Origin of the sequence: Lysobacter sp. S4-A87, from assembly GCF_022637455.1 — a bacterium.
GTDB lineage: Bacteria > Pseudomonadota > Gammaproteobacteria > Xanthomonadales > Xanthomonadaceae > Lysobacter_J.
Genome location: NZ_CP093341.1, coordinates 998,939 through 1,018,382, shown reverse-complemented (window position 1 = coordinate 1,018,382; position 19,444 = coordinate 998,939). Strand labels below are relative to the sequence as shown.

Here is a 19,444-nt window from a genome sequence, read left to right as displayed (position 1 = left end):
TATGCTGCGATCGTCCCTTTGCGCCGTCGTCCTGGGCCTGCTGGCCGCCAGCCATGCCGATGTGCAGGCGCAGACCGCGCAACTGACCGGGACCGTCTACAACGACAGCAATGGCAACCAGCGACGCGACGCATCCGAGCGCGGAATCGCCGGCATCAAGGTCTCCAACGGGCGCGAGCTGGCCACCAGCGACGCGCAGGGCCGCTACCGGTTGCCGGCACGCGACGGCAGCACGGTGTTCGTGATCAAGCCGCCCGGATACTCCACTGCGACCGGCGCCAACGGCTTGCCGCTGTTCTGGCATCACGTCTTTCCTGCCGGTTCGCCGAAGCTGCGCTACGGCGGCATCGCGGCCACCACGGCCGGCGAGCTGGATTTCCCATTGCGCAGGCTGGCGGGCGGTGACCTGAAGCGGTCCGGCGGTGACCTGAAGATGCTGGTGTTCGGCGACCCGCAGCCCAAGAGCCTGATCGATGTCGATTACTACGAACGCGACATCGTGCAGCCGCTGGTGGGCAAGCACGACGTGCGGCTGGGGCTTAGCCTGGGCGACATCGTCAACGACGACATCAGCCTGTATCCGGCGATGAACCGCGTCACCTCGCAGCTGGGCGTGCCGTGGATGCACGTGCCCGGAAACCACGACCTCGATTTCGACGCCGGGCGCGACGAGGATGCGCTGTTGTCGTTCCGCAACGTCTTCGGCCCCGACAGCTATGCCTGGGAAGAACCGCAGGCGAGTTTCATCGTCCTCGACGACGTGGTCTACCTGCCGGGCCAGCAGCCGGCCTACATCGGTGGGCTGCGCGAAGACCAGTTCGCGTTCCTGCAGGCCTACCTGGCGACGTTGTCCAAGGACCGGCGCGTGGTCATCTCCGTGCACATCCCGTTCTTCGAGCCGTACCCGGGCGTGGAGAGTTTCCGCCGTGTCGACCGTGATCGCCTGTTCGCGATGCTCAAGGACCACAGCCAGGTCCTGCTGCTCAGCGCGCACACCCACAACCAGCGCCACTACCGCCATGACGCCAGCACCGGCTGGCACGGCGCGCAGCCGCTGCACGAGTACAACGTCGGTGCGACCTGCGGCGCGTTCTGGTCGGGCGTCAAGGATGCCCAGGGAATCCCCGACACCACCATGAGCGACGGCACGCCCAACGGCTACGCCTGGCTGACCTTCAAGCCTGACGGCCAATACTCGCTGCGCTACCAGGTCGCGCGTGCGCCGGCAGACCGGGCGATGGCGCTCTACGCGCCGAAGGTGCTGCGACTGGGCGCCTGGGCCGCCAATGGCGTCTATGCCAACGTGTTCATGGGCGACGCCGACAGCCGCGTCGAGTACCGCATCGACGAAGGCGCGTGGAAGCCGATGCGTCGGGTGTCGCAGCCGGATCCGACCCTGGTGGCGGAGAACCTCGCCGACGACAGCGCCGAGCGCCTGCGTGGCTACGACCGCTCGCCTGAAGCCGTCCCCTCGACCCACCTGTGGCGTGGCGTCCTGCCGACCGATGTGGGCGCTGGCGAGCATCGCATCCAGGTGCGCGTGTTCGATCGCTGGCGCGGTGAGCTGACGTCGGAAACGCGCTACCGTCTCGACCAGGCCAAGGAGTAGCGGCCATGGCTTCGCCGCTGCCGACCGACCTGCCGATCCAGTTGTTCCGCGATGCCGCGGCCTTCGAGCAGTGGCTGCTGGGTCACGGCAGCGCGCCTGGACTGTGGCTGAAGATCGCCAAGAAGGACCAGGGCGTGGTCTCGGTGACCTATGCCGAGGCCCTGGATGTGGCGCTGTGCCACGGCTGGATCGACGGCCTCAAGCGAGCCTGTGACGAGCAGTACTTCCTGCAGCGCTTCACGCCGCGCCGGGCCAAAAGCCTGTGGTCAAAGATCAACGTCGGCAAGATCGAACGGCTGATCGCGGAAGGGCGCATGCAGGCCGGCGGCTTGCGCGAAGTCGAAGCGGCGCGCGCCGACGGCCGCTGGCAGGCGGCATACCACGCGGCCAGTGGCATGGAGGTCCCGCCGGAATTGGCCGCGGCGCTGGCGAAGAATGCGAAGGCGCGCAGGTTCTTCGAGCAACTCGATGGCACCAACCGCTATGCGTTCTGCTGGCGCGTGCACACGGCGAAGAAGCCGGAAACGCGCAATGCGCGTGCGGCGAAGTTCGTCGAGATGCTCGCCAGGGGCGAGAAGATCCACCCGTAGTGCCGCAGCCACTGCACCCCGGCTTTCGCCGGTATGACGTCATCTCAGGCCAGATCGACCTGGTCGAAACGCTCCACGCGGGTGTGCCCGTGCGCCGCGTCACCCTGTCGAGACTGCGGATAGTCCTGCAAGCGATCGACCAGCACGGTCTGCAGGCCGGCCTCGCGGGCGGCGTCCAGTTCCTCGACGACGTCGGAGAGGAACACGATGTCGCCGGCCGGCGTGCCGATTGCCTCGACGATGTTGCGGTAGCTCTGCGCTTCGCGCTTGCCGCCCACTTCGGTGTCGAACCAGCCCGAGAACAGCGTGGTCAGGTCGCCGGCATCGCTGTGGCCAAAGAACAGGCGCTGCGCCGGGACGCTGCCGGAGGAGTACACGTACAGCGGCAGCCCGGCGGCATGCCAGCCGCGCAGCGCCGGCGCGGCGTCGGGATAGATGTGGGCGGTGAAGTCGGCGCCCTTGTAGCCGTCGGCCCAGATCATGCCCTGCAGCGCCTTGAGCGCCGTGTGCTTGCGATCCTCGTCGATCCAGCCCTGCAGCACCTCGACGATCATGGCGTCGTCGCACATGCCGCCATTCTCGGTGGCGACGGCATCGAGCCACTTGCGCACGGCCGGCTCCTTGCCGCGGGCGGCGACGAAGCGGGGCAGGGCGCGTCGCGCGTACGGGAACAGCACGTCCTTGACGAAGGAAATGCTGCTGGTGGTGCCCTCGATGTCGGTGAGGATGGCGCGGGTGGTCATGGAATTTCCAGTTGCCTGTCGGTCCCGTCATTCCCTCGCAGGCGGCAATCCTTGGACGTGGCTTGCCGGACGCCTGGGAGCAGAACGTCCATGGGTTCCCGCCTGCGCGGGAATGACGGTGTGTGAAGGTAGGCCGAAGGATGCAGCCAGGCCTCAGCCCGCCTGTCCTTTCTCGTAGCGCGGGAAACGCTGGGCGATGTCGGTGCCGGTGAAGTGGCCGACCCAGCCATCGGGCTCGGTGAAGAAGCGGATCGCGATGAAGCTCGGTTCCGGCCCCATGTCGAACCAGTGGCGGGTGCTGTCGGGCACGGCGATCAGATCGCCCTGCTCGCACTTGATCTCATAGACCTGCTCGCCGACGTGCAGGGTGAACAGTCCGGATCCGGCGACGAAGAAACGCACCTCGTCTTCCTTGTGGAAGTGCTCGTCGAGGAACTTCGCACGCATGGTTTCGCGCTGCGGATTGTCCGGGGCGATGCTGACCACGTCGACGGTCTTGAAGCCGCGCTCACTGACCAGGCGATCGATGTCGGCGCGATAGGCCTCCATGATCGTCTCCGGTGCATCGCCCGGGGCCACCGGCGCGCTGGCCTGCCACTGCTCGAAGGCGACGCCGATCCGCTGCAGCTCGCGCGCGATCTCCGCCTGGTCGGACGTGGCCAGGGTCGGCGTGGTGGTGTCGGTTTCGTTGAAAATGCGCAGGCGGCTCATCGCTGCAGTCTCCTGATTTCAAGCTCGCAGCCGAGCAGGAATTCGAATGCTTCCAGGTGGCGCCGGGCCTCGGGCATGTCCTTGCCCCAGGCGTACAGCCCGTGACCGTCGATCAGGTAGCCCCACATGCACTTGCGGTCCAGCAGGCAATCGACCTGCGCGGCCAGCGTGTGCATGTCCTGGCTGTTGGGCAGCACCGGCAGCTCGACGCTCATCTCGTGGGTGGTGTTGCCGCTGAAGGCCTTCAACAGTTCGTAGCCTTCCAGGTGCACGTGGCCCTGGCCGGAATACAGGCGCGAGGCCACGGTCTGCACCTTGGAGTGGGTGTGCAGGACGCAGCCGATCTCGGGGAAGCGCTTGTACAGCTGGGTGTGGAGCAGCGTCTCGGCGGAGGACTTGTTGCTGGTCGCGACCGGATTGCCTTCCAGGTCGACGACCATGATGTCGGCCTCGGTCAGGCGACCCTTGTCGCGTCCGGAGACGGTGATGGCGATGTACTGGTCGTCCATGCGGCGCGAGAAGTTGCTGCTGGTCGCCGGCGTCCAGCCCAGCTCCGACAGCTCGCGCACGTTGACGATGATCTCCCCGGCGCAATGCGCCAGGCGCTGGGGGTCGTAAGGCAGTGGGGTGGTCATGGCGAAAGTGTAGCGAAACCGGGGGCAATGCCGTGTTTCGGCAATGGGCCGCAACGCCGGGGCAACGCCGCGGGCGCATACTTGCGCCTGGAGGTGCCCCGTGAACGCATACGACCCTTCGCGACGCGGTTTCCTTGCCCGTCTGGCGGCTCTGGCGCTGTCGGCCCTGGCCGTGGGCACGGCGGCAGGCCAGGCCAAGCCGCCGGCCGGCAAGCCGGCTGCGCTGCCCAAACTGCCACTGACCAACCCGCAGGCCCAGGCCCTGGGCTATGCCGAGAACGCCGCCGGCGTAAAGCATCCGTTATTCAAGCCCGGCAGCGACTGCGCGAACTGCAACTTCTACAAGGGCGCCGCCGGGCAGGCCTACGGCCCGTGCCTGATGTTTCCGCAGAACACGGTCGCGGCGAAAGGCTGGTGTTCGGCCTGGGCGAAGAAGGCCGGCTAGCGCAGGCACGTGTCCGGTCGCCATGGTCGGCGACCGGTACCTGGATGCCCGGACTTCACTGCGAGGGGCGCGATCAGCGCCTCGGCTCGCTCCCGCCCATCATCGAACCGGCCAGTCCGATCAGGTCGGAGAAGTCGGTGTCGCCATCGCCATCACGGTCGAGCACCGCACCGAGCAGGCCGCCTCCGACGCCACCCTGCTGGGTGATCGTCTGCTGTTCCTGGCCCAGCGCCTGCTCCAGCGACTGCGGCGATGCCGGCAACTGGCTGGCCAGCGTGTTGCCGCCGCTGGAGAACACCTGCTTGGCCAGATAGGCCATCACGATCGGGGCAAGCACCTGCAGCAACGTGCCGGCCTGATTGCTGCCAAGCCCGGTTGCGGCACCGAGTCCCTGCGCAGCACCTTGCTGGCGCGCGCCAAAGATGTGGCCGAGGATCTGGCCACCTGCGCCAGCGCCGCCGCCGCCCATCACCGAGCCGAGCACACTGCCGAGGTCGAGGCTGGCGTGATCGCGTTCCAGCGCGCCGTACAGCGCCTGCGCGCCCTGTGGCTGCCCGGCATTGCGACCGAGTGCGCCCAGCAGCAAGGGCAACGCCGCAGACACGGCACCGGTGGCCTGCGACGGCGAGAGTCCGAGTTGTTGTCCGATCTGCGCCAGCGGCTGTCCCTGCAGCTGGTTGAGAAGATCATCGGTCAACGAAGTGGTCATTTCTGTCAGTCCTTTGGGTGGGGCTCCGATGCTAGCGCTGCGCCGTTCAGTGGCTGTGATGGTGTGAAGTCGTCATCGCGCCTCGCCCGATGACGTCGAGGGGAGTCTCAGACTCCCCTCGTGGTGGGCACGGCGTGGCGCCTCAGCCCGCTTCCATCGGTTCGTTGCTGCGCTGTGCAGCCACCGCCGATTCCAGTCCCAGTGCCTTCGCCACGCCGGCGCCATACGCCGGGTCGGCCTTCGAGCAGTTGCCGATGTGGCGCAGCTTGATGAACTCCGGCGCGTCACCCATCGCGCGGGCGGTGTTGTCGAACAGCACCTGCTGCTGCTCGCGCGACATCAGCCGGAACAGGTCGCCGGGTTGCTTGTAGTAGTCGGCATCGTCCTCGCGGAAGTTCCAGAAATCGGCGTTGCCATTGATCTTCAGCGGCGGCTCGCGGTACTCGGGCTGCTCCTGCCACTGCTGGTAGCTGTTGGGTTCGTAGTGCAGGGTGCCGCCGTAGTTGCCGTCCACGCGCATCGCGCCGTCGCGGTGGTTGCTGTGCACCGGGCAGCGTGCGGCATTGACCGGGATCTGGTGGTGGTTGACGCCGAGCCGGTAACGCTGCGCGTCGGAATAGGCGAACAGGCGCGCCTGCAGCATCTTGTCCGGCGAAACGCTGATGCCCGGGACCAGGTTGTTCGGAGCAAACGCACTCTGCTCGACGTCGGCGAAGAAGTTCTCCGGATTGCGGTTGAGCTCCATCACGCCCACTTCGATCAGCGGGTAGTCCTTCTTCGGCCAGACCTTGGTCAGGTCGAACGGGTGGTAGGGCACCTTCTCGGCGTCGGCTTCCGGCATCACCTGGATGTACATCGTCCACCTCGGGAATTCGGCACGCTCGATCGCGTCGAACAGGTCCCGCTGGTGGCTTTCGCGATCGCTGCCGACGATCTGCGCGGCTTCGGCATCGGTCAGGTTCTTGATGCCCTGCTGGGTCTTGAGGTGGAACTTGACCCAGTAGCGCTCGTTGGCGGCATTGATGAAGCTGTAGGTGTGCGAGCCGAAGCCGTGCATGTGGCGATAGCTGGCCGGAATGCCGCGGTCGCTCATGACGATGGTGACCTGGTGCAGCGCTTCGGGCAGGCTGGTCCAGAAATCCCAGTTGTTGCGCGCGCTGCGCATGTTGGTCTTCGGGTCGCGCTTGACCGCCTTGTTGAGGTCCGGGAACTTGCGCGGGTCACGCAGGAAGAACACCGGCGTGTTGTTGCCGACCAGATCCCAGTTGCCTTCCTCGGTATAGAACTTCAGGGCGAAGCCGCGGATGTCGCGCTCGGCGTCGGCGGCACCACGCTCGCCGGCGACCGTGGTGAAGCGGGCGAACATCTCGGTTTTCTTGCCCACGGCGCTGAAGATCTTCGCGCGCGTGTACTTGCTGATGTCGTTTGTGACGGTAAAGGTGCCGAAGGCGCCTGAACCCTTGGCGTGCATGCGGCGCTCGGGAATGATCTCGCGATTGAGGTTGGCGAGCTTCTCGATCAGCCATACGTCCTGCATCAGGACCGGGCCGCGCGGGCCGGCGGTCATGCTGTTCTGGTTGTCGACCACCGGTGCGCCAAAGGCGGTGGTCAGCGGGGTCTTTTCGGGCTTGTCGGTGGGGTTGTTGCTCATGGCGCGTTCCTTCGTTGGCGATGTGGCTACGAGGCTAAGGAGGAATAACGATCAAGGAAAATCGTTTCTGGCGAATGACCCGATAGGGGGAAGCTATTGACGTGCACGGTCAATCGCACCGCGACCGTGTGGCGGGCGCAGTGGTGTTGTAAACGTTCAGGCGTTCACGCGGCGTCTACATGCCGCGACTGTTGAGATGTCAGCAGAGCGACGGGGCCAACCAGGGCGAAGGCAGGCCGGATTTCTGCGCCCCTGCCGGCCCCCGAGTCAGCCGCTGTTGTCGCTGATGACGTCGAACTCGCCCGACAGCACGCGGTCGAGGCGGCCGCTGCGCCAGCCGCGCGCCGTGTCGCGCACCAGCGGCGAGGGCGAGGAGCGGTATCGCCGGCTGATTTGCCGGTCCTCGGCATCCCGACGCAGTGGCCGGCGTGCCTGTCCCGGAAGATCGGCGGCGACCTGGACATGCAGCGCGATGCGACGCGATGCCTGGTTTTCGGCCTCCTGCTCCATCACGTGCAGGCCGGCCTCGCCCTGGAGCAGGTCGAGCGCGCCAAAGCCGCTGACTGCCAGCCATGCGCTGCACTGCTGCGCATCCTGCGCAAGTACTTCCACCCGCATGTTTCGGCGCTGCGCCCATTCCAGGTACATGGCCAGGACCTGCTGCCACCAGATCCGCGTCTGCGCGCCATCGCGACGCAGGTCGGATTCATTGGCGCTGATGTCGATGAGGGCATCCTGTGCGCGGCCCTCGAGCACGGCGTCGATCGCCAGGCCGAGCAGGAACAGCAGCTGCGTCAGGCGCGCGGCGAATTCGCCATTGCCGCCGTCCCCGGCGAGTCGGGCACTGAGGCGCTGCGCGCTGTCGAGCGCGCTTTCGATGCGGTCGCGTCGCTCGATCCGGTCGAGCACGTCGAAACGCGTCGGTTCGGACCAGAAGTCGGTGTGGGCCATGCGCGAGAAATCAGCGTCGCGTGCCTGGATCCACGCATCCGTGGTGACGGCGCTTTGCAACTGCTGCAGCCGTTCGAGCAGGCGGGCGCGTGCGTCCGGCCCGGTCGACGGCTGGTACACCAGGTCGCGCAGGTCGGCATCGTGCGCAAGCCCGCTCGCCGCCGCAGTTCCGCTAGTGGCCGGGGCCTCGTCCGGGTCGATGAACTGGACGTCGAGGTGATCGCCGGCGCTGCGCACGAACAGGAACTGCCCCCCGTGCGGCGCGCGATGCTCGACGATGCTGCGCGCCAATGGCGCCAGCAGGTGGTGCTCGATCGCGCGCCGCAGCGGGCGCGCGCCAAGGTCCGGGGTGAAACCGCGGTCGAGCAGGAACTCGATCGCCGACGGCTCCCATTCCACCGCCCAGTCGCGATTGCGCAGGCCGCGACGGGTCAGCGTGCGGTTGAGCTCCTTGTGCAGGATCTCGCGCATCAGCGAACGATCGAGCGGGTTGAACAGGACGATGCGGTCTAGACGGTTGAGGAACTCGCGCCGGAACGTTTCGAACAGCGCCTTCTCGACGTGGCTGCGCGAATAGCTGCCGGCCGTGGAGGCGGTGAAGCCAGGGCCGGCGCTGCGCGAAATGGTCGAGCCGACGTTGCTGGTGAGGATGATGATGCTGTGGCGGAAGTCGGCCGTGTTGCCGCTGCGGTCGCTGAGGCGGGCGTCGTCGAAAACCTGCAGGAACAGGTCCCATACCTTGGGGTGGGCCTTCTCGAACTCATCCAGCAGCACTACCGAGAATGGCTGTGCGCGGATCATCGAGGTCAGCGAGCGGGCGCTGCCGTTGGCGTCGTCGGCGGTCAGGCGCCAGGCGGAGTCCTCGGACTGGAACTCGCTCATGTCCAGGCGCAACAGGCGCTCGCTGCTGCCGAACAGGAGTTCGCCCAGGGCCTTGGCCATTTCGGTCTTGCCGGTGCCGGTGGGCCCGGCGAACAGGAACACGCCGACCGGCCGGGAACTGTCCACCAGGCCGGACTTGAGCATGGCGATGCGATCGATCAGGCATTCGACCGCTTCGTGCTGGCCAATCACGCGCTGGCCGAAGAACGCGCGCAACGTATCCAGATCGAGCACCTGGCGGTCGTCCAGCACTTCCAGCGGCAGGCCGCTGCGGTTGGCGATCGCCGCCAGCAGCGCTTCGCCGTCCAGGGGCAGGCGCGGCGGTTCGGCCGCGGTCGCGGTCGACAGAGCATCTTCGAGCAGGCGCAGCGTGCGCCCGGGTTCGTGCTGTTCGGGGAAGTACTGGGCGGCCATGCGCGCGGCTTCATCCAGGGTCGCCGCGTCGGCGACGCCGGTGCCGGCGCGATGTGCCTGCATCGCGGCCCAGCCGCTTGCGATCTCGCCGAGCACGGGTGCGGCGATGGGTTGCAGCTGCACGATGTCGAAATGGTGCTTGACCGCTGGACGGGCGAGCAGCAACTGCGCCAGCTGGCGCGGCGTGAGTTCGCCGACCAGCAGCAACTCGCCACGCTCCACCGCCGGCATCAGCAGGTCGAGGATGCCGCGCGGATCGCGGTCGTGGCTGCCCTTGTTCAGCAGGTCGAAGAAGTCCGGCACGCGCCACAACGCGCGCTTGCGGTGCATGACGCCGAGCATTTCGCGCACGCGCTGCTCGAGTTCGCCGATGTACTTCTGCCCGGCCAGGATCTCCGCGGCGGAGGCTTCGAACACCAGCCAGCCCTCGCCAAGCAGGCCATCGACGAGGCGGTCGATCAGCGTGGTCTTGCCGACGCCGGACTCGCCCACCACCAGCACCGAGGTTGGTTCCTGGCCGGCGCTCAGGTCATGCAGGCGCTGCCAGTTCTGGTCCAGCTCGGTGTGATCGATCCGGCGCCGTTCGGTCGGGCGTGACATCACCCGGCCGAAACCGCTGAGCACGCGGCGTTCGCGTCGCAGCGCCAGGTCCGCATCGACCCGGGCCAGGACCGCGCCCAGTGCCGGCTCCTGGAACTTCTCCAGGACCTGGCGCAGTTTCTCCAGTGCGTCCTCGTCGAGGTCGTCGAGCGGCGCCACCGTGGCGTGCGCGGCGGCGTGGGCGTCGGCCCAGCGCAGGTAGTCGCGCAAGCGCAGGCGGCAGGGCTGGAAATCCCACCACCAGTCGCGGGCGTGCCGCATCAATTGCGGCAGGGCGGCCGCATCGGGCTGGGCCTGCAAGTGCGCCAGCAGGAATTGCAGGGCGAAGCCGCCGAGGCTCGGGGCCGCCGCCACGGCGGCGTCGATGCTGACATCCGGCCGCGACCGCAGCGCCGCGGCGGCCATGGAAGGCAGCACGTAGCCGGGGCTGGTGAGGGCATTGGTCAGGTCCTCGGCGCTGAAATCACTGCCGGCCAGCAGTCGCACGCCTTCGTCGAACGCAGGCAGCGCGGCCAGGTCGGCCGGGCGCTGGATGCGATCGTCCTGTGCTTCCAGTTCCAGCTTCAGGCGATGCAGGCGATCGGCCGGTGCCTCGCTCGCGGCCGCGGGGGGATCGGTCGCCGTGCCAGACGCGACGTCGGGCATCGCATCGACGGTGGTCGAGGGGGCAGGTACCGCCGGCGGCGTGCGCCGGATGCCAAACAAGAAACGAACCGCCAGGGCGACGCACGCGCCGCCCGCGAACCACCAAAGCTCCATGACCACCCCTGTCCCCGTTCTGCGACCTAGTGTAGCGATGTGGTCGCAGAGTGGCAGTGCGGACTCAGCTCAGGGATTTGAGGCGATACAGCGCTTCCAGCGCCTGCTTCGGCGTCAGCTCGTCAGGCTCCAGCGATGCCAGTGCGTCGAGTGCGGCCGACGATGGCGAGAAAAGGCCGAACTGCTGCGGTGCATCCAGCGCCACCGGTGCCAGCGACGGCACCGGTGCATCGCGGCTCTGCTGTTCCAGTTCGGCCAGTCGTCCACGCGCCTGCTGCACGACCGCCCTTGGCAGGCCTGCCAGCGCCGCCACCTGCAGGCCGAAACTGCGATCGGCCGGGCCGTCCTTGACGGCGTGCATGAACACCAGCTGGTCGCCGTGCTCGACCGCGTCGAGATGGACGTTGGCGATGCCGCTGCCGGGTTCGGCAAGCGTGGTCAGCTCGAAGTAGTGCGTGGCGAACAGCGTATAGGCGCGGTTGTGGTGCGCCAGGTGTCGCGCGCACGCCTCCGCCAGGGCCAGGCCGTCGTAGGTCGACGTGCCGCGGCCGATCTCGTCCATCAGCACCAGCGACTGGGCGGTGGCGTGGTGGAGGATGTAGCTGGTCTCGCTCATCTCGACCATGAAGGTCGATTGCCCGCGGGCCAGGTCGTCGCCCGCGCCTATGCGGGTGAGGATGCGGTCGATCGGGCCGATCGTCGCGCGCGATGCCGGCACGAAGCTGCCGGTGTGCGCGAGCAGGACGATCAATGCGTTCTGCCGCATGTAGGTCGACTTGCCGCCCATGTTCGGACCGGTGATGACCAGCATGCGCCGGTCTTCGCCCAGGACCAGATCGTTGGGCTCGAACGGATCGCTGCGCACGGCCTCGACCACCGGATGGCGGCCGCGTTCGATGTGCAGCCCGGGCTCGTCGCCCAGGGTCGGTGCGACCCAGTCCAGCGACTGCGCGCGCTCGGCGAAGCAGCACAGCACGTCGAGCTCGGCCAGCGCCGCGGCGCAGCGCTTGAGCGGTTCCAGGCGTTCGTTCAGCGCGTCGAGCAGCTGTTCGTAGAGCAGGCGCTCGCGGCTGAGCGAACGCTCGCGCGCCGACAGCACCTTGTCCTCGAACTGCTTGAGCTCCTCGGTGATGTAGCGCTCGGCGCCGGTCAGGGTCTGGCGACGGGTGTAATGGGTTGGCGCCTTGTCGGCCTGGCCCTTGCTGATCTCGATGTAATAACCGTGGACGCGGTTGTAGCCGACCTTGAGCGTCGCGATGCCGCTGCTGGCGCGCTCGCGTGCCTCCAGGTCGATGAGGAACTGGTCGGCATGCGTCGACAGCGTGCGCAGTTCGTCGAGCTCGGCGTCGTAGCCCTCGGCGAACACGCCACCGTCGCGGGCGAGCACCGGCGGCTGCGTCACGATGGCCGACTGCAGCAGGTGCGCGTGTTCGTCGTGCTCGCCCAGCTCCGCGGCCAGCGCGGCCAGGTGCGGTGAATCCAGCGGTGCCATTTCGGCGCGGACCTCCGGCAGCATCCCCAGGCCGTCGCGCAGCGTCGACAGGTCGCGCGGACGGGCGCTGCGCAGGGCGATGCGCGAGAGGATGCGTTCGAGGTCGCCGAGCGCGCGGAACCGTTCGCGAAGGGCATCGCCGGCGCGCGAATCGAGCAGCGTCGCCACCGCCTGCTGGCGCAGGCGCAGCGGCGTGCGCTCGCGCAGCGGACGATGCAGCCAGCGCCGCAGCAGGCGTCCGCCCATCGGGGTGATGGTCGAGTCGAGTACGCCGAGCAGGGTGTGGCGGTGGTCGCCGTCGAGACGGCTGTCGATTTCCAGGTGGCGGCGGGTCGCGGCGTTCATCGCGATCGCGCCGTCGCCCGACTCGACCGCAATCGAGGTCAGGTGCGGCAGGCGCTGCTTCTGGGTTTCCTCGACGTAGCCGAGCAGTGCCGCGGCGGCGGCAATCGACAGCGGCTTGTCTTCCAGGCCGAAGCCCGACAGGTCGTGCAGGTTGAAGAAGCGCAGCAGCTGGCGACGGCCGCTGTCGGCGTCGAACAGCCACGGGGCGCGTCGGCGCAGGCCGGTGCGTTCGGCCACGAACGGCGCCCAGCCGTCCTCGTCGGCGATCAGGGTCTCGGCCGGTTCCAGGCGGGCCAGCTCGGCTTCGAGGGCGTCCTCACTGGCGACTTCGTTCACCAGGAAGCGGCCGCCGGCGAGGTCGGCCCAGGCCAGGCCGTAGCCACTCTTTCCGCGCGCAATGGTCAGCAGCAGCGTGTCGCGGCGCTCGTTGAGCAGCGCCTCGTCGGTCACGGTGCCCGGGGTGACGATGCGCACGACCTTGCGCTCGACGATGCCCTTGGCCAGGGCCGGGTCGCCGATCTGCTCGCAGATCGCCACCGATTCGCCCAGCGCCACCAGCCGCGCCAGGTAGCCTTCGGCCGAATGGTGCGGGACGCCGGCCATCGGGATCGGCTGGCCACCGGACTGGCCGCGCTGGGTCAGGGTGATGTCGAGCAGGCGCGCGGCCTTGCGCGCGTCGTCGAAGAACAGCTCGTAGAAGTCGCCCATGCGGAAAAACATCAGCACGTCCGGATGCTCCGCCTTGGCGGCGAAAAACTGCTTCATCAGGGGCGTGTGCTCGGGCGGCCGTTCGGCTGAACTCATGGATCGTGGATCTTCGTATGCGTGCGGGAGGGCCGGCGCAGGGGGCCGGCGAGGGAGGTCGCTAGGCTATCAGCCGTGGGCGGATTCGGGACCCCGTTGCCTGCAGGGCGAATCCGTGCTCGCTGGCCGGCCGCGCCCCACTCCCTGCTGCACTGCCACATTGCCTGTCCGAAGGACATGTTACGTTTCCGTTGCCGTTCGCTGCCGTATGCCCATCGGGACCGTGTTGCGTTGGGTGGGGGTGTCGCCGGTCGCGCCAAAAGGGGGCGTGTGCATTGGCTGTTGGGTCAGGACGCCGTACATCCAATTACTCGAGGGGAGGGGACGCGATGGTTTCGTGCAAGCCAGTTATTTCAGTGGGCACCACAAAGAACGTGACCAGGAAGCTGCTTGCGCTCGCGATCGCGACGACGCTCGCGACGCCAGTCTGGTCGGTCCAGGCCCAGGAGGCTGCAGCGGCCCCGGTCCTGCAGGGCGGCGAGCTGAAGAAGGATGAAGAACCGACCACGCTGGCTGGATTGACGGTCACGGCGCAGAAGCGCGAGGAAGCGCTGCAGGACGTGCCGATCGCCATCACCGCCTTGCCCGAGCAGTTGCTGCAGGACACCGGCGTTCGTGACGTCAAGGACCTGCAGGTGCTGGTGCCCGGCCTGACCGTCACCAGCACCCAGAGCGAAGCCCAGACCACCGCACGCATCCGCGGCATCGGCACGGTCGGCGACAACGCCGGCCTGGAATCGTCGGTCGGCGTGGTCATCGACGGCGTGTACCGGCCGCGCAACGGCGTCGGCTTCGGCGACCTCGGCGAGATCGAGCGCATCGAAGTGCTGAAGGGGCCGCAGGGCACCGTGTTCGGCAAGAACACCTCCGCAGGCGTGATCAACGTGATCACCAAGCGCCCGCATTACCTCACCCAGGTCGAAGGCGAGCTGACGGTCGGCAACTACAACGCGGTCGGTGTCGCCGGCTCGCTCAATGTGCCGATCAGCGACATGGCAGCGTTCCGTGTCTACGCCGCCAAGCGCAAGCGCGACGGATTCACCGACGTGCACACCGGCGCCGGCCCGCGCGTGGAGACCGACGACGGCGACCAGAATTTCCACACCCTGCGCGGCCAGCTGTTGCTGGAGCCGACCGACAACCTCGACATCAATTTCATCGCCGACTTCACCAGTCGCGAGGAAAACTGCTGCGTCGGCGTGACCACGGTGCGCGGCGCGACCGGCGACATCGTCAACGCCCTGTCGCCGGACGAAGGCGTGGCGCCAGTGGCCGATCCGTTCGCACGCGTGGCCTGGAGCAACCGCAGCACCAAGCAGGACATCAAGGACAAGGGTGTCGCCGCCGAGGTCAACTGGATCACGCCGTGGTTCGACGGGGCGACGCTGACCTCGATCACCGCCTGGCGCGAGTGGGATTCGATCAATGGCCTGGACTTCGACTTCAGCAGCGCCGACATCCTCTACCGCAACGGCGAGGAAGACGAGTCGCTGACCGGCTTCGAGACCTTCACCCAGGAATTCCGCCTGACCGGCGCCAGCGACAGCATCGACTGGATGGTCGGGCTGTTCTATTCCGACGAAGACCTCGATCGCAACGAGACCTACCGCATCGGCAATGCCTACGAGCCTTACCTGTCGGTGGCGCTGCTGTCGATGATCAACCCGGCACTGGGGCGCAGCCCGACCGCGCCGCTGTTCCTGTCGCAGGCGAGCGGCCGGCCGTTCGGCACGGTGTTCGCCGGCTTCGGTGCCGACGACGTCTACAAGCAGAACGCCAAGAGTGCGGCGATCTTCACCAACAACACCTGGCACGCGACCGATGCGCTGGACCTGACCCTGGGCCTGCGCTACACCCGCGAGGAGAAGGAGCTCGATTCGGCCTACAGCAATCCCAATGGCAGCCCCGGCTGCTCGGCGATGCTCGGACCGGGCGGGCAGCAACGCGTGGCGGCGGCGCTGCTGGCGCGCGGCGTCCCGCAGGCGGCGTTGCCGACGGTGATCCCGCAGGTGATCGGCTTCTCCTGCCTGCCGTGGGCCAATCCGCTGCACAACGGCCGCGTCACCCACCAGGAAAGCGATGAGAAGGAATGGTCCGGCACGCTCAAGGCGGCGTACCGCTGGAACGAGCACTGGATGGGCTACGCCTCGGCCGCACGCGGCTACAAGGCCGGCGGCTTCAACCTCGACCGCGTGCAGTCCAACACCGGCCTGTCCAGTGGCGGCTCGGGCATCCTGCCGGTCAACGACACCTCGTTCCCGGGCGAGTTCGTCGACAGCTACGAGCTCGGCGCCAAGACCACCTGGGACGAAGGCAACCTGCTGCTCAACGCCACGCTGTTCCACCAGACCTACGAGGACTTCCAGCTCAACAGCTTCCTCGGCACCAGCTTCGTGGTGCGCTCGATTCCCGAAGTGATCTCCAAGGGCATCGACACCGAGGTGCTGTGGCAGGCCACTCGCGGGCTCATGGTGCAGGGTGGCGTGACCTATGCAGACACCCGTTACGGCGACAACATTCCCGGCGGCGATTTCGTCGCGCCCACGGGCGCGCTGTACAAGCTGCCGGGCAGCCGGGTGAGCTTCGCCCCGTACTGGTCGACATCGGCCTCGGTGACCTACGACTATCCGTTCGCCGGCGACCTGTTGGCGCGCTTCAACCTCGGCGCCAAGTACATGTCCGAGTACAACACCGGCTCGGACCTGGACGTGGAGAAGGTCCAGGACGGCTTCACCGTGGTCAATGCACGCATCGGCATCGGCAAGCAGAACAGGAACTGGATGGTCGAGCTGTGGGCGCTGAACCTCACCGACGAGGACTATGTCCAGGTCGGCTTCGACGCGCCGCTGCAGAACGTGTCGCCGGCGCCGAACAATCCGTTCAACTCGTTCAACGGATTCCTCGGCGCGCCGCGCACCTACGGCATGACGTTGCGGATCCTGTACTGATCGCAGATGTGGCCCCTCTCCCGCGTTCGCGGGAGAGGGGATTGCCGCTTCGCTTGCGGCTATGATGCGCGCATGAAAAACGACGTCTCCGATGCCGCCCTGCATCGCCTCGCCGAGCAGGTGGGCGAAGCGGCCCGCAACCACCGCCAGACCCTGGTCACCGCCGAAAGCTGCACCGGCGGCTGGATCGCCAAGATGCTGACCGACATCCCCGGCTCCTCGAACTGGTTCGAGGCGGGCATGGCGGCGTACAGCTACGAGGCCAAGCAGGCGTTGCTGGGCGTGCGCCCGCAAACGCTCGAACAGCACGGCGCGGTCAGCCGCGACACGGTGATCGAGATGGTCTCCGGCGCGCTCGTGCATTCCGGCGCGACGCTGGCGGTCGCCGTGACCGGCATCGCCGGACCCGGTGGCGGAACCGAGGACAAGCCGGTCGGCACGGTCTGGATCGCCTGGAAGCGGCGTGGCGGTTACCCGACCGCAGTGACCTTCCATTTCGACGGCGACCGCGACGACGTGCGCCGGCAGACCGTGGCCGCGGCCCTGCACGGGCTGGTCGAGCTGATGGCCTGAGGGCGCAAGGCAGGGCGGGCAGGGGGTTGACGGCGGGAAAAGCCTGTTAGTAGTATTGCTACTAATGGACATCACCAGCACCCAGCGCGCCATCCTCACCCTGATCGCCGAGCGGATCGAAGCCGAGGGCGTGCCGCCTTCGCAGACCGAGATCGCCCGCGCCATGGGCTTCAGCAGCGTGCGTGCGGCCCAGTACCACCTCGAGGCGCTCGAGCAGGCCGGCGCGATCCAGCGCATGCCGGGCCGGGCCCGCGGCATCCGCCTGGTGGCGCCGGTGGCGGAGGTGGCCGACACGGTTGCCGTCCAGGCCGTGGACCCTGCCGCCGACCCCGCCGCCGTCTCCGACGATGCCCTGCGGCTGCCGGTGCTGGGGCAGGTCGCCGCCGGCCGGCCGATCGGTGCCGACATCGGCTCCGACGATTTCGTCCTGCTCGACCGCGTGTTCTTCTCGCCGACGCCCGACTACCTGCTCAAGGTCAAGGGCGACTCGATGCGCGACGAAGGCATCTTCAACGGCGACCTGATCGGCGTGCACCGCACCCGTGACGCGCGCTCGGGGCAGATCGTGGTCGCCCGCATCGACGACGAGATCACCGTAAAGCTGCTCAAGATCGGCAAGGACCGCATCCGCCTGCTGCCGCGCAACCCGGACTACGCGCCGATCGAGGTCGAGCCCGACCAGGATTTCGCCATCGAAGGCCTGTACTGCGGGCTGGTGAGGCCGAACCGATGAACTTTTTCATGACCCGGAGCGGGGTGTTCCAGCACCGCGGTGCGGCCTTTCCCCACCATCCGCTTTGGAGTGCGCCAATGCCCACCGGTTCCCTGATCGAACAGATTTGCAGTCCATCCACGGGAGTCTCAGTCCGTGCGACCTGCCAAGCCTAAGTTGTCCCCAACACGAATGCCGTCAACACGCCAACCAGACCTCAAGGAATCCACGATGGACGAGAACAAGAAGCGCGCCCTTTCGGCCGCCCTGGGCCAGATCGAGAAGCAGTTCGGCAAGGGCTCGGTGATGCGCATGGGCGACCGCGTGGCGGAGCCGGCCGAGGTCATCGGCACCGGTTCGCTGATGCTCGACATCGCGCTCGGCATTGGCGGCCTGCCCAAGGGTCGCGTTGTCGAGATCTACGGTCCTGAGTCCTCGGGCAAGACCACGCTGACCCTGCAGACCATCGCCGAGTGCCAGAAGCTGGGCGGCACCGCGGCCTTCGTCGACGCCGAGCACGCGCTCGACCCGACCTACGCCTCCAAGCTCGGCGTCAACGTCGACGACCTGCTGGTCAGCCAGCCCGACACCGGCGAGCAGGCCCTGGAAATCGCCGACATGCTGGTGCGCTCGGGCGCGGTCGACATGGTCGTGGTCGACTCGGTCGCCGCGCTGACCCCGCGCGCCGAAATCGAAGGCGAGATGGGCGACCAGCTGCCGGGCCTGCAGGCCCGCCTGATGAGCCAGGCGCTGCGCAAGCTGACCGGCAACATCAAGCGCTCCAACTGCATGGTCATCTTCATCAACCAGCTGCGCATGAAGATCGGCGTGATGATGCCGGGCCAGAGCCCGGAAACCACCACCGGCGGCAACGCGCTGAAGTTCTACGCCTCGGTGCGCCTGGACATCCGCCGCATCGGCGCGATCAAGAAGGGCGACGAGATCATCGGCAACCAGACCCGCATCAAGGTGGTCAAGAACAAGCTGGCACCGCCGTTCAAGCAGGTCGTCACCGAGATCCTGTACGGCGAGGGCATCTCGCGCGAAGGCGAGCTGATCGACATGGGCGTGGACGCCAAGCTGGTCGAGAAGTCCGGTGCCTGGTACAGCGCCTACGACGAGCGCATCGGCCAGGGCAAGGAAAATGCCCGCCAGTACCTCAAGGACAACCCCGAGATCGCCAAGCGCCTGGAAGCGGCGCTGCGCGAGAAGTTCGTGGCGACCGATGCCCGTCGTGACGAAGGCAGCGACGACGAAGTCGCCGAAGAGTGACGGACCGCAAGGGAAGGGTAGGCGTCGATGCACGGCGACTCGCCAGACGATGACGCACCGGGCATCGGGTCCGGGGCCGGTGACCGCGACGGTATCGGCGCCGACCCCGGCGCCGGCCCCGGCCCAGCCCGTCGCCGCGGGCGCCCGGAGCAGACGCCGTTGCAGCGAGCGCTGGGCCTGCTGGCCCGGCGCGAGCATTCGCGCAAGGAACTGAGTCGCAAGCTGACCTCGCGCGGACTGGATGCCGGGCAGGTCGAGGCGGCCGTGGGCCGTCTGGCAGGCGAGGGCTGGCAGGACGACAAGCGTTTCGCCGAAAGCCTGGTCCGTGGCCGTGCCGGCAGTGGCTACGGGCCGGTCCGGATCCGCGCCGAACTGGTCACCCACGGGCTGGACCGCGAGGCCGTCGCCCGGGCGATGGAGACCTATGAGGGCGACTGGGCCGAGAACGCCCGTGAGCTGGTCCAGCGCCGGTTCGGCCCCGGGGTGACCGAAGAATTGAACCTGCGGCGCAAGGCCGCGGATTTCCTGATGCGTCGGGGCTTCGACGGCGCCAGCGTGCGCGCCGCCACCCGTTTCGATCCGGACGACTGACCCGGCTG

At 67.7% G+C, this 19,444-nt stretch carries 15 protein-coding genes; 8 read left to right on the top strand and 7 right to left on the bottom strand.

Annotated features, from left to right (window positions below; translation table 11 throughout):
• The first annotated feature begins 1 nt into the window (after window position 1).
• Together MNR01_RS04510 and MNR01_RS04505 are read left to right on the top strand one after the other, a co-directional pair.
• Window positions 2–1,609 carry a calcineurin-like phosphoesterase family protein gene (locus MNR01_RS04510; RefSeq protein WP_241919771.1) on the top strand — a complete coding sequence of 536 codons (1,608 nt, stop codon included), beginning with the start codon at window positions 2–4 and terminating at the stop codon, window positions 1,607–1,609.
• Between the two features lie 5 nt (window positions 1,610–1,614).
• Window positions 1,615–2,199, top strand: coding sequence for a YdeI/OmpD-associated family protein (locus tag MNR01_RS04505; RefSeq protein ID WP_241919770.1), 585 nt, complete (start codon window positions 1,615–1,617; stop codon window positions 2,197–2,199).
• A 44-nt stretch (window positions 2,200–2,243) separates the two neighbouring features.
• Here the strand turns inward: MNR01_RS04505 and mtnC are convergent, their stop codons facing one another.
• The 3 genes from mtnC to MNR01_RS04490 form a co-directional block, all read right to left on the bottom strand.
• Window positions 2,244–2,942: an acireductone synthase gene (gene mtnC, locus MNR01_RS04500; protein WP_241919769.1), complete on the bottom strand. Its 699-nt coding sequence runs from the start codon at window positions 2,940–2,942 to the stop codon at window positions 2,244–2,246.
• A gap of 153 nt (window positions 2,943–3,095) precedes the next feature.
• On the bottom strand, window positions 3,096–3,653 hold the full coding sequence (locus tag MNR01_RS04495) for an acireductone dioxygenase (protein WP_241919768.1): 558 nt from the start codon (window positions 3,651–3,653) through the stop codon (window positions 3,096–3,098).
• The gene (locus MNR01_RS04490; protein ID WP_241919767.1) at window positions 3,650–4,288 is read right to left on the bottom strand and encodes a methylthioribulose 1-phosphate dehydratase; all 639 of its coding nucleotides are present in this window, start codon (window positions 4,286–4,288) and stop codon (window positions 3,650–3,652) included. Before MNR01_RS04490 ends, MNR01_RS04495 begins: the two co-directional genes overlap by 4 nt.
• Before the next feature lie 100 nt (window positions 4,289–4,388).
• Between MNR01_RS04490 and MNR01_RS04485 the strand changes: the two genes are divergently transcribed.
• Window positions 4,389–4,733 (top strand): high-potential iron-sulfur protein, encoded by a 345-nt coding sequence (locus MNR01_RS04485; RefSeq protein ID WP_241919766.1) that lies wholly within the window; start codon window positions 4,389–4,391, stop codon window positions 4,731–4,733.
• 73 nt (window positions 4,734–4,806) lie between these two features.
• Here MNR01_RS04485 and MNR01_RS04480 read toward each other — a convergent pair whose 3' ends face one another.
• The 4 genes from MNR01_RS04480 to mutS form a co-directional block, all read right to left on the bottom strand.
• Entirely contained in the window at window positions 4,807–5,442 is a 636-nt protein-coding gene (locus tag MNR01_RS04480; protein ID WP_241919765.1) for a DUF937 domain-containing protein, read from the bottom strand.
• 142 nt (window positions 5,443–5,584) lie between these two features.
• A complete protein-coding gene (locus tag MNR01_RS04475; RefSeq protein ID WP_241919764.1) occupies window positions 5,585–7,093 on the bottom strand; it encodes a catalase in 1,509 nt (502 codons plus the stop codon).
• 267 nt (window positions 7,094–7,360) lie between these two features.
• A complete protein-coding gene (locus MNR01_RS04470; RefSeq protein WP_241919763.1) occupies window positions 7,361–10,699 on the bottom strand; it encodes an AAA family ATPase in 3,339 nt (1,112 codons plus the stop codon).
• Between the two features lie 64 nt (window positions 10,700–10,763).
• Entirely contained in the window at window positions 10,764–13,301 is a 2,538-nt protein-coding gene (gene mutS / locus MNR01_RS04465; protein WP_345779028.1) for a DNA mismatch repair protein MutS, read from the bottom strand.
• Between the two features lie 413 nt (window positions 13,302–13,714).
• Between mutS and MNR01_RS04460 the strand changes: the two genes are divergently transcribed.
• From MNR01_RS04460 to recX, 5 genes are all read left to right on the top strand, one after another.
• The gene (locus MNR01_RS04460) at window positions 13,715–16,288 is read left to right on the top strand and encodes a TonB-dependent receptor (RefSeq protein ID WP_241919761.1); all 2,574 of its coding nucleotides are present in this window, start codon (window positions 13,715–13,717) and stop codon (window positions 16,286–16,288) included.
• A 72-nt stretch (window positions 16,289–16,360) separates the two neighbouring features.
• On the top strand, window positions 16,361–16,861 hold the full coding sequence (locus MNR01_RS04455; protein ID WP_241919760.1) for a CinA family protein: 501 nt from the start codon (window positions 16,361–16,363) through the stop codon (window positions 16,859–16,861).
• A 64-nt stretch (window positions 16,862–16,925) separates the two neighbouring features.
• Window positions 16,926–17,594, top strand: coding sequence for a transcriptional repressor LexA (gene lexA / locus MNR01_RS04450; protein ID WP_241919759.1), 669 nt, complete (start codon window positions 16,926–16,928; stop codon window positions 17,592–17,594).
• Between the two features lie 210 nt (window positions 17,595–17,804).
• Window positions 17,805–18,845 carry a recombinase RecA gene (recA, locus tag MNR01_RS04445; RefSeq protein WP_241919758.1) on the top strand — a complete coding sequence of 347 codons (1,041 nt, stop codon included), beginning with the start codon at window positions 17,805–17,807 and terminating at the stop codon, window positions 18,843–18,845.
• A gap of 27 nt (window positions 18,846–18,872) precedes the next feature.
• The gene (gene recX, locus MNR01_RS04440; RefSeq protein WP_241919757.1) at window positions 18,873–19,436 is read left to right on the top strand and encodes a recombination regulator RecX; all 564 of its coding nucleotides are present in this window, start codon (window positions 18,873–18,875) and stop codon (window positions 19,434–19,436) included.
• Window positions 19,437–19,444: the final 8 nt, after the last annotated feature.

Bases quoted from the DNA above. Each gene is read 5' to 3' on its own strand.
- MNR01_RS04510 (WP_241919771.1), top strand. From the start codon at position 2: ATGCTGCGATCGTCCCTTTGCGCCGTCGTCCTGGGCCTGCTGGCCGCC.
- MNR01_RS04505 (WP_241919770.1), top strand. From the start codon at position 1,615: ATGGCTTCGCCGCTGCCGACCGACCTGCCGATCCAGTTGTTCCGCGAT.
- mtnC (WP_241919769.1), bottom strand. From the start codon at position 2,942: ATGACCACCCGCGCCATCCTCACCGACATCGAGGGCACCACCAGCAGC.
- MNR01_RS04495 (WP_241919768.1), bottom strand. From the start codon at position 3,653: ATGAGCCGCCTGCGCATTTTCAACGAAACCGACACCACCACGCCGACC.
- MNR01_RS04490 (WP_241919767.1), bottom strand. From the start codon at position 4,288: ATGACCACCCCACTGCCTTACGACCCCCAGCGCCTGGCGCATTGCGCC.
- MNR01_RS04480 (WP_241919765.1), bottom strand. From the start codon at position 5,442: ATGACCACTTCGTTGACCGATGATCTTCTCAACCAGCTGCAGGGACAG.
- MNR01_RS04475 (WP_241919764.1), bottom strand. From the start codon at position 7,093: ATGAGCAACAACCCCACCGACAAGCCCGAAAAGACCCCGCTGACCACC.
- MNR01_RS04470 (WP_241919763.1), bottom strand. From the start codon at position 10,699: ATGGAGCTTTGGTGGTTCGCGGGCGGCGCGTGCGTCGCCCTGGCGGTT.
- mutS (WP_345779028.1), bottom strand. From the start codon at position 13,301: ATGAAGCAGTTTTTCGCCGCCAAGGCGGAGCATCCGGACGTGCTGATG.
- MNR01_RS04455 (WP_241919760.1), top strand. From the start codon at position 16,361: ATGAAAAACGACGTCTCCGATGCCGCCCTGCATCGCCTCGCCGAGCAG.
- lexA (WP_241919759.1), top strand. From the start codon at position 16,926: ATGGACATCACCAGCACCCAGCGCGCCATCCTCACCCTGATCGCCGAG.
- recA (WP_241919758.1), top strand. From the start codon at position 17,805: ATGGACGAGAACAAGAAGCGCGCCCTTTCGGCCGCCCTGGGCCAGATC.
- recX (WP_241919757.1), top strand. From the start codon at position 18,873: ATGCACGGCGACTCGCCAGACGATGACGCACCGGGCATCGGGTCCGGG.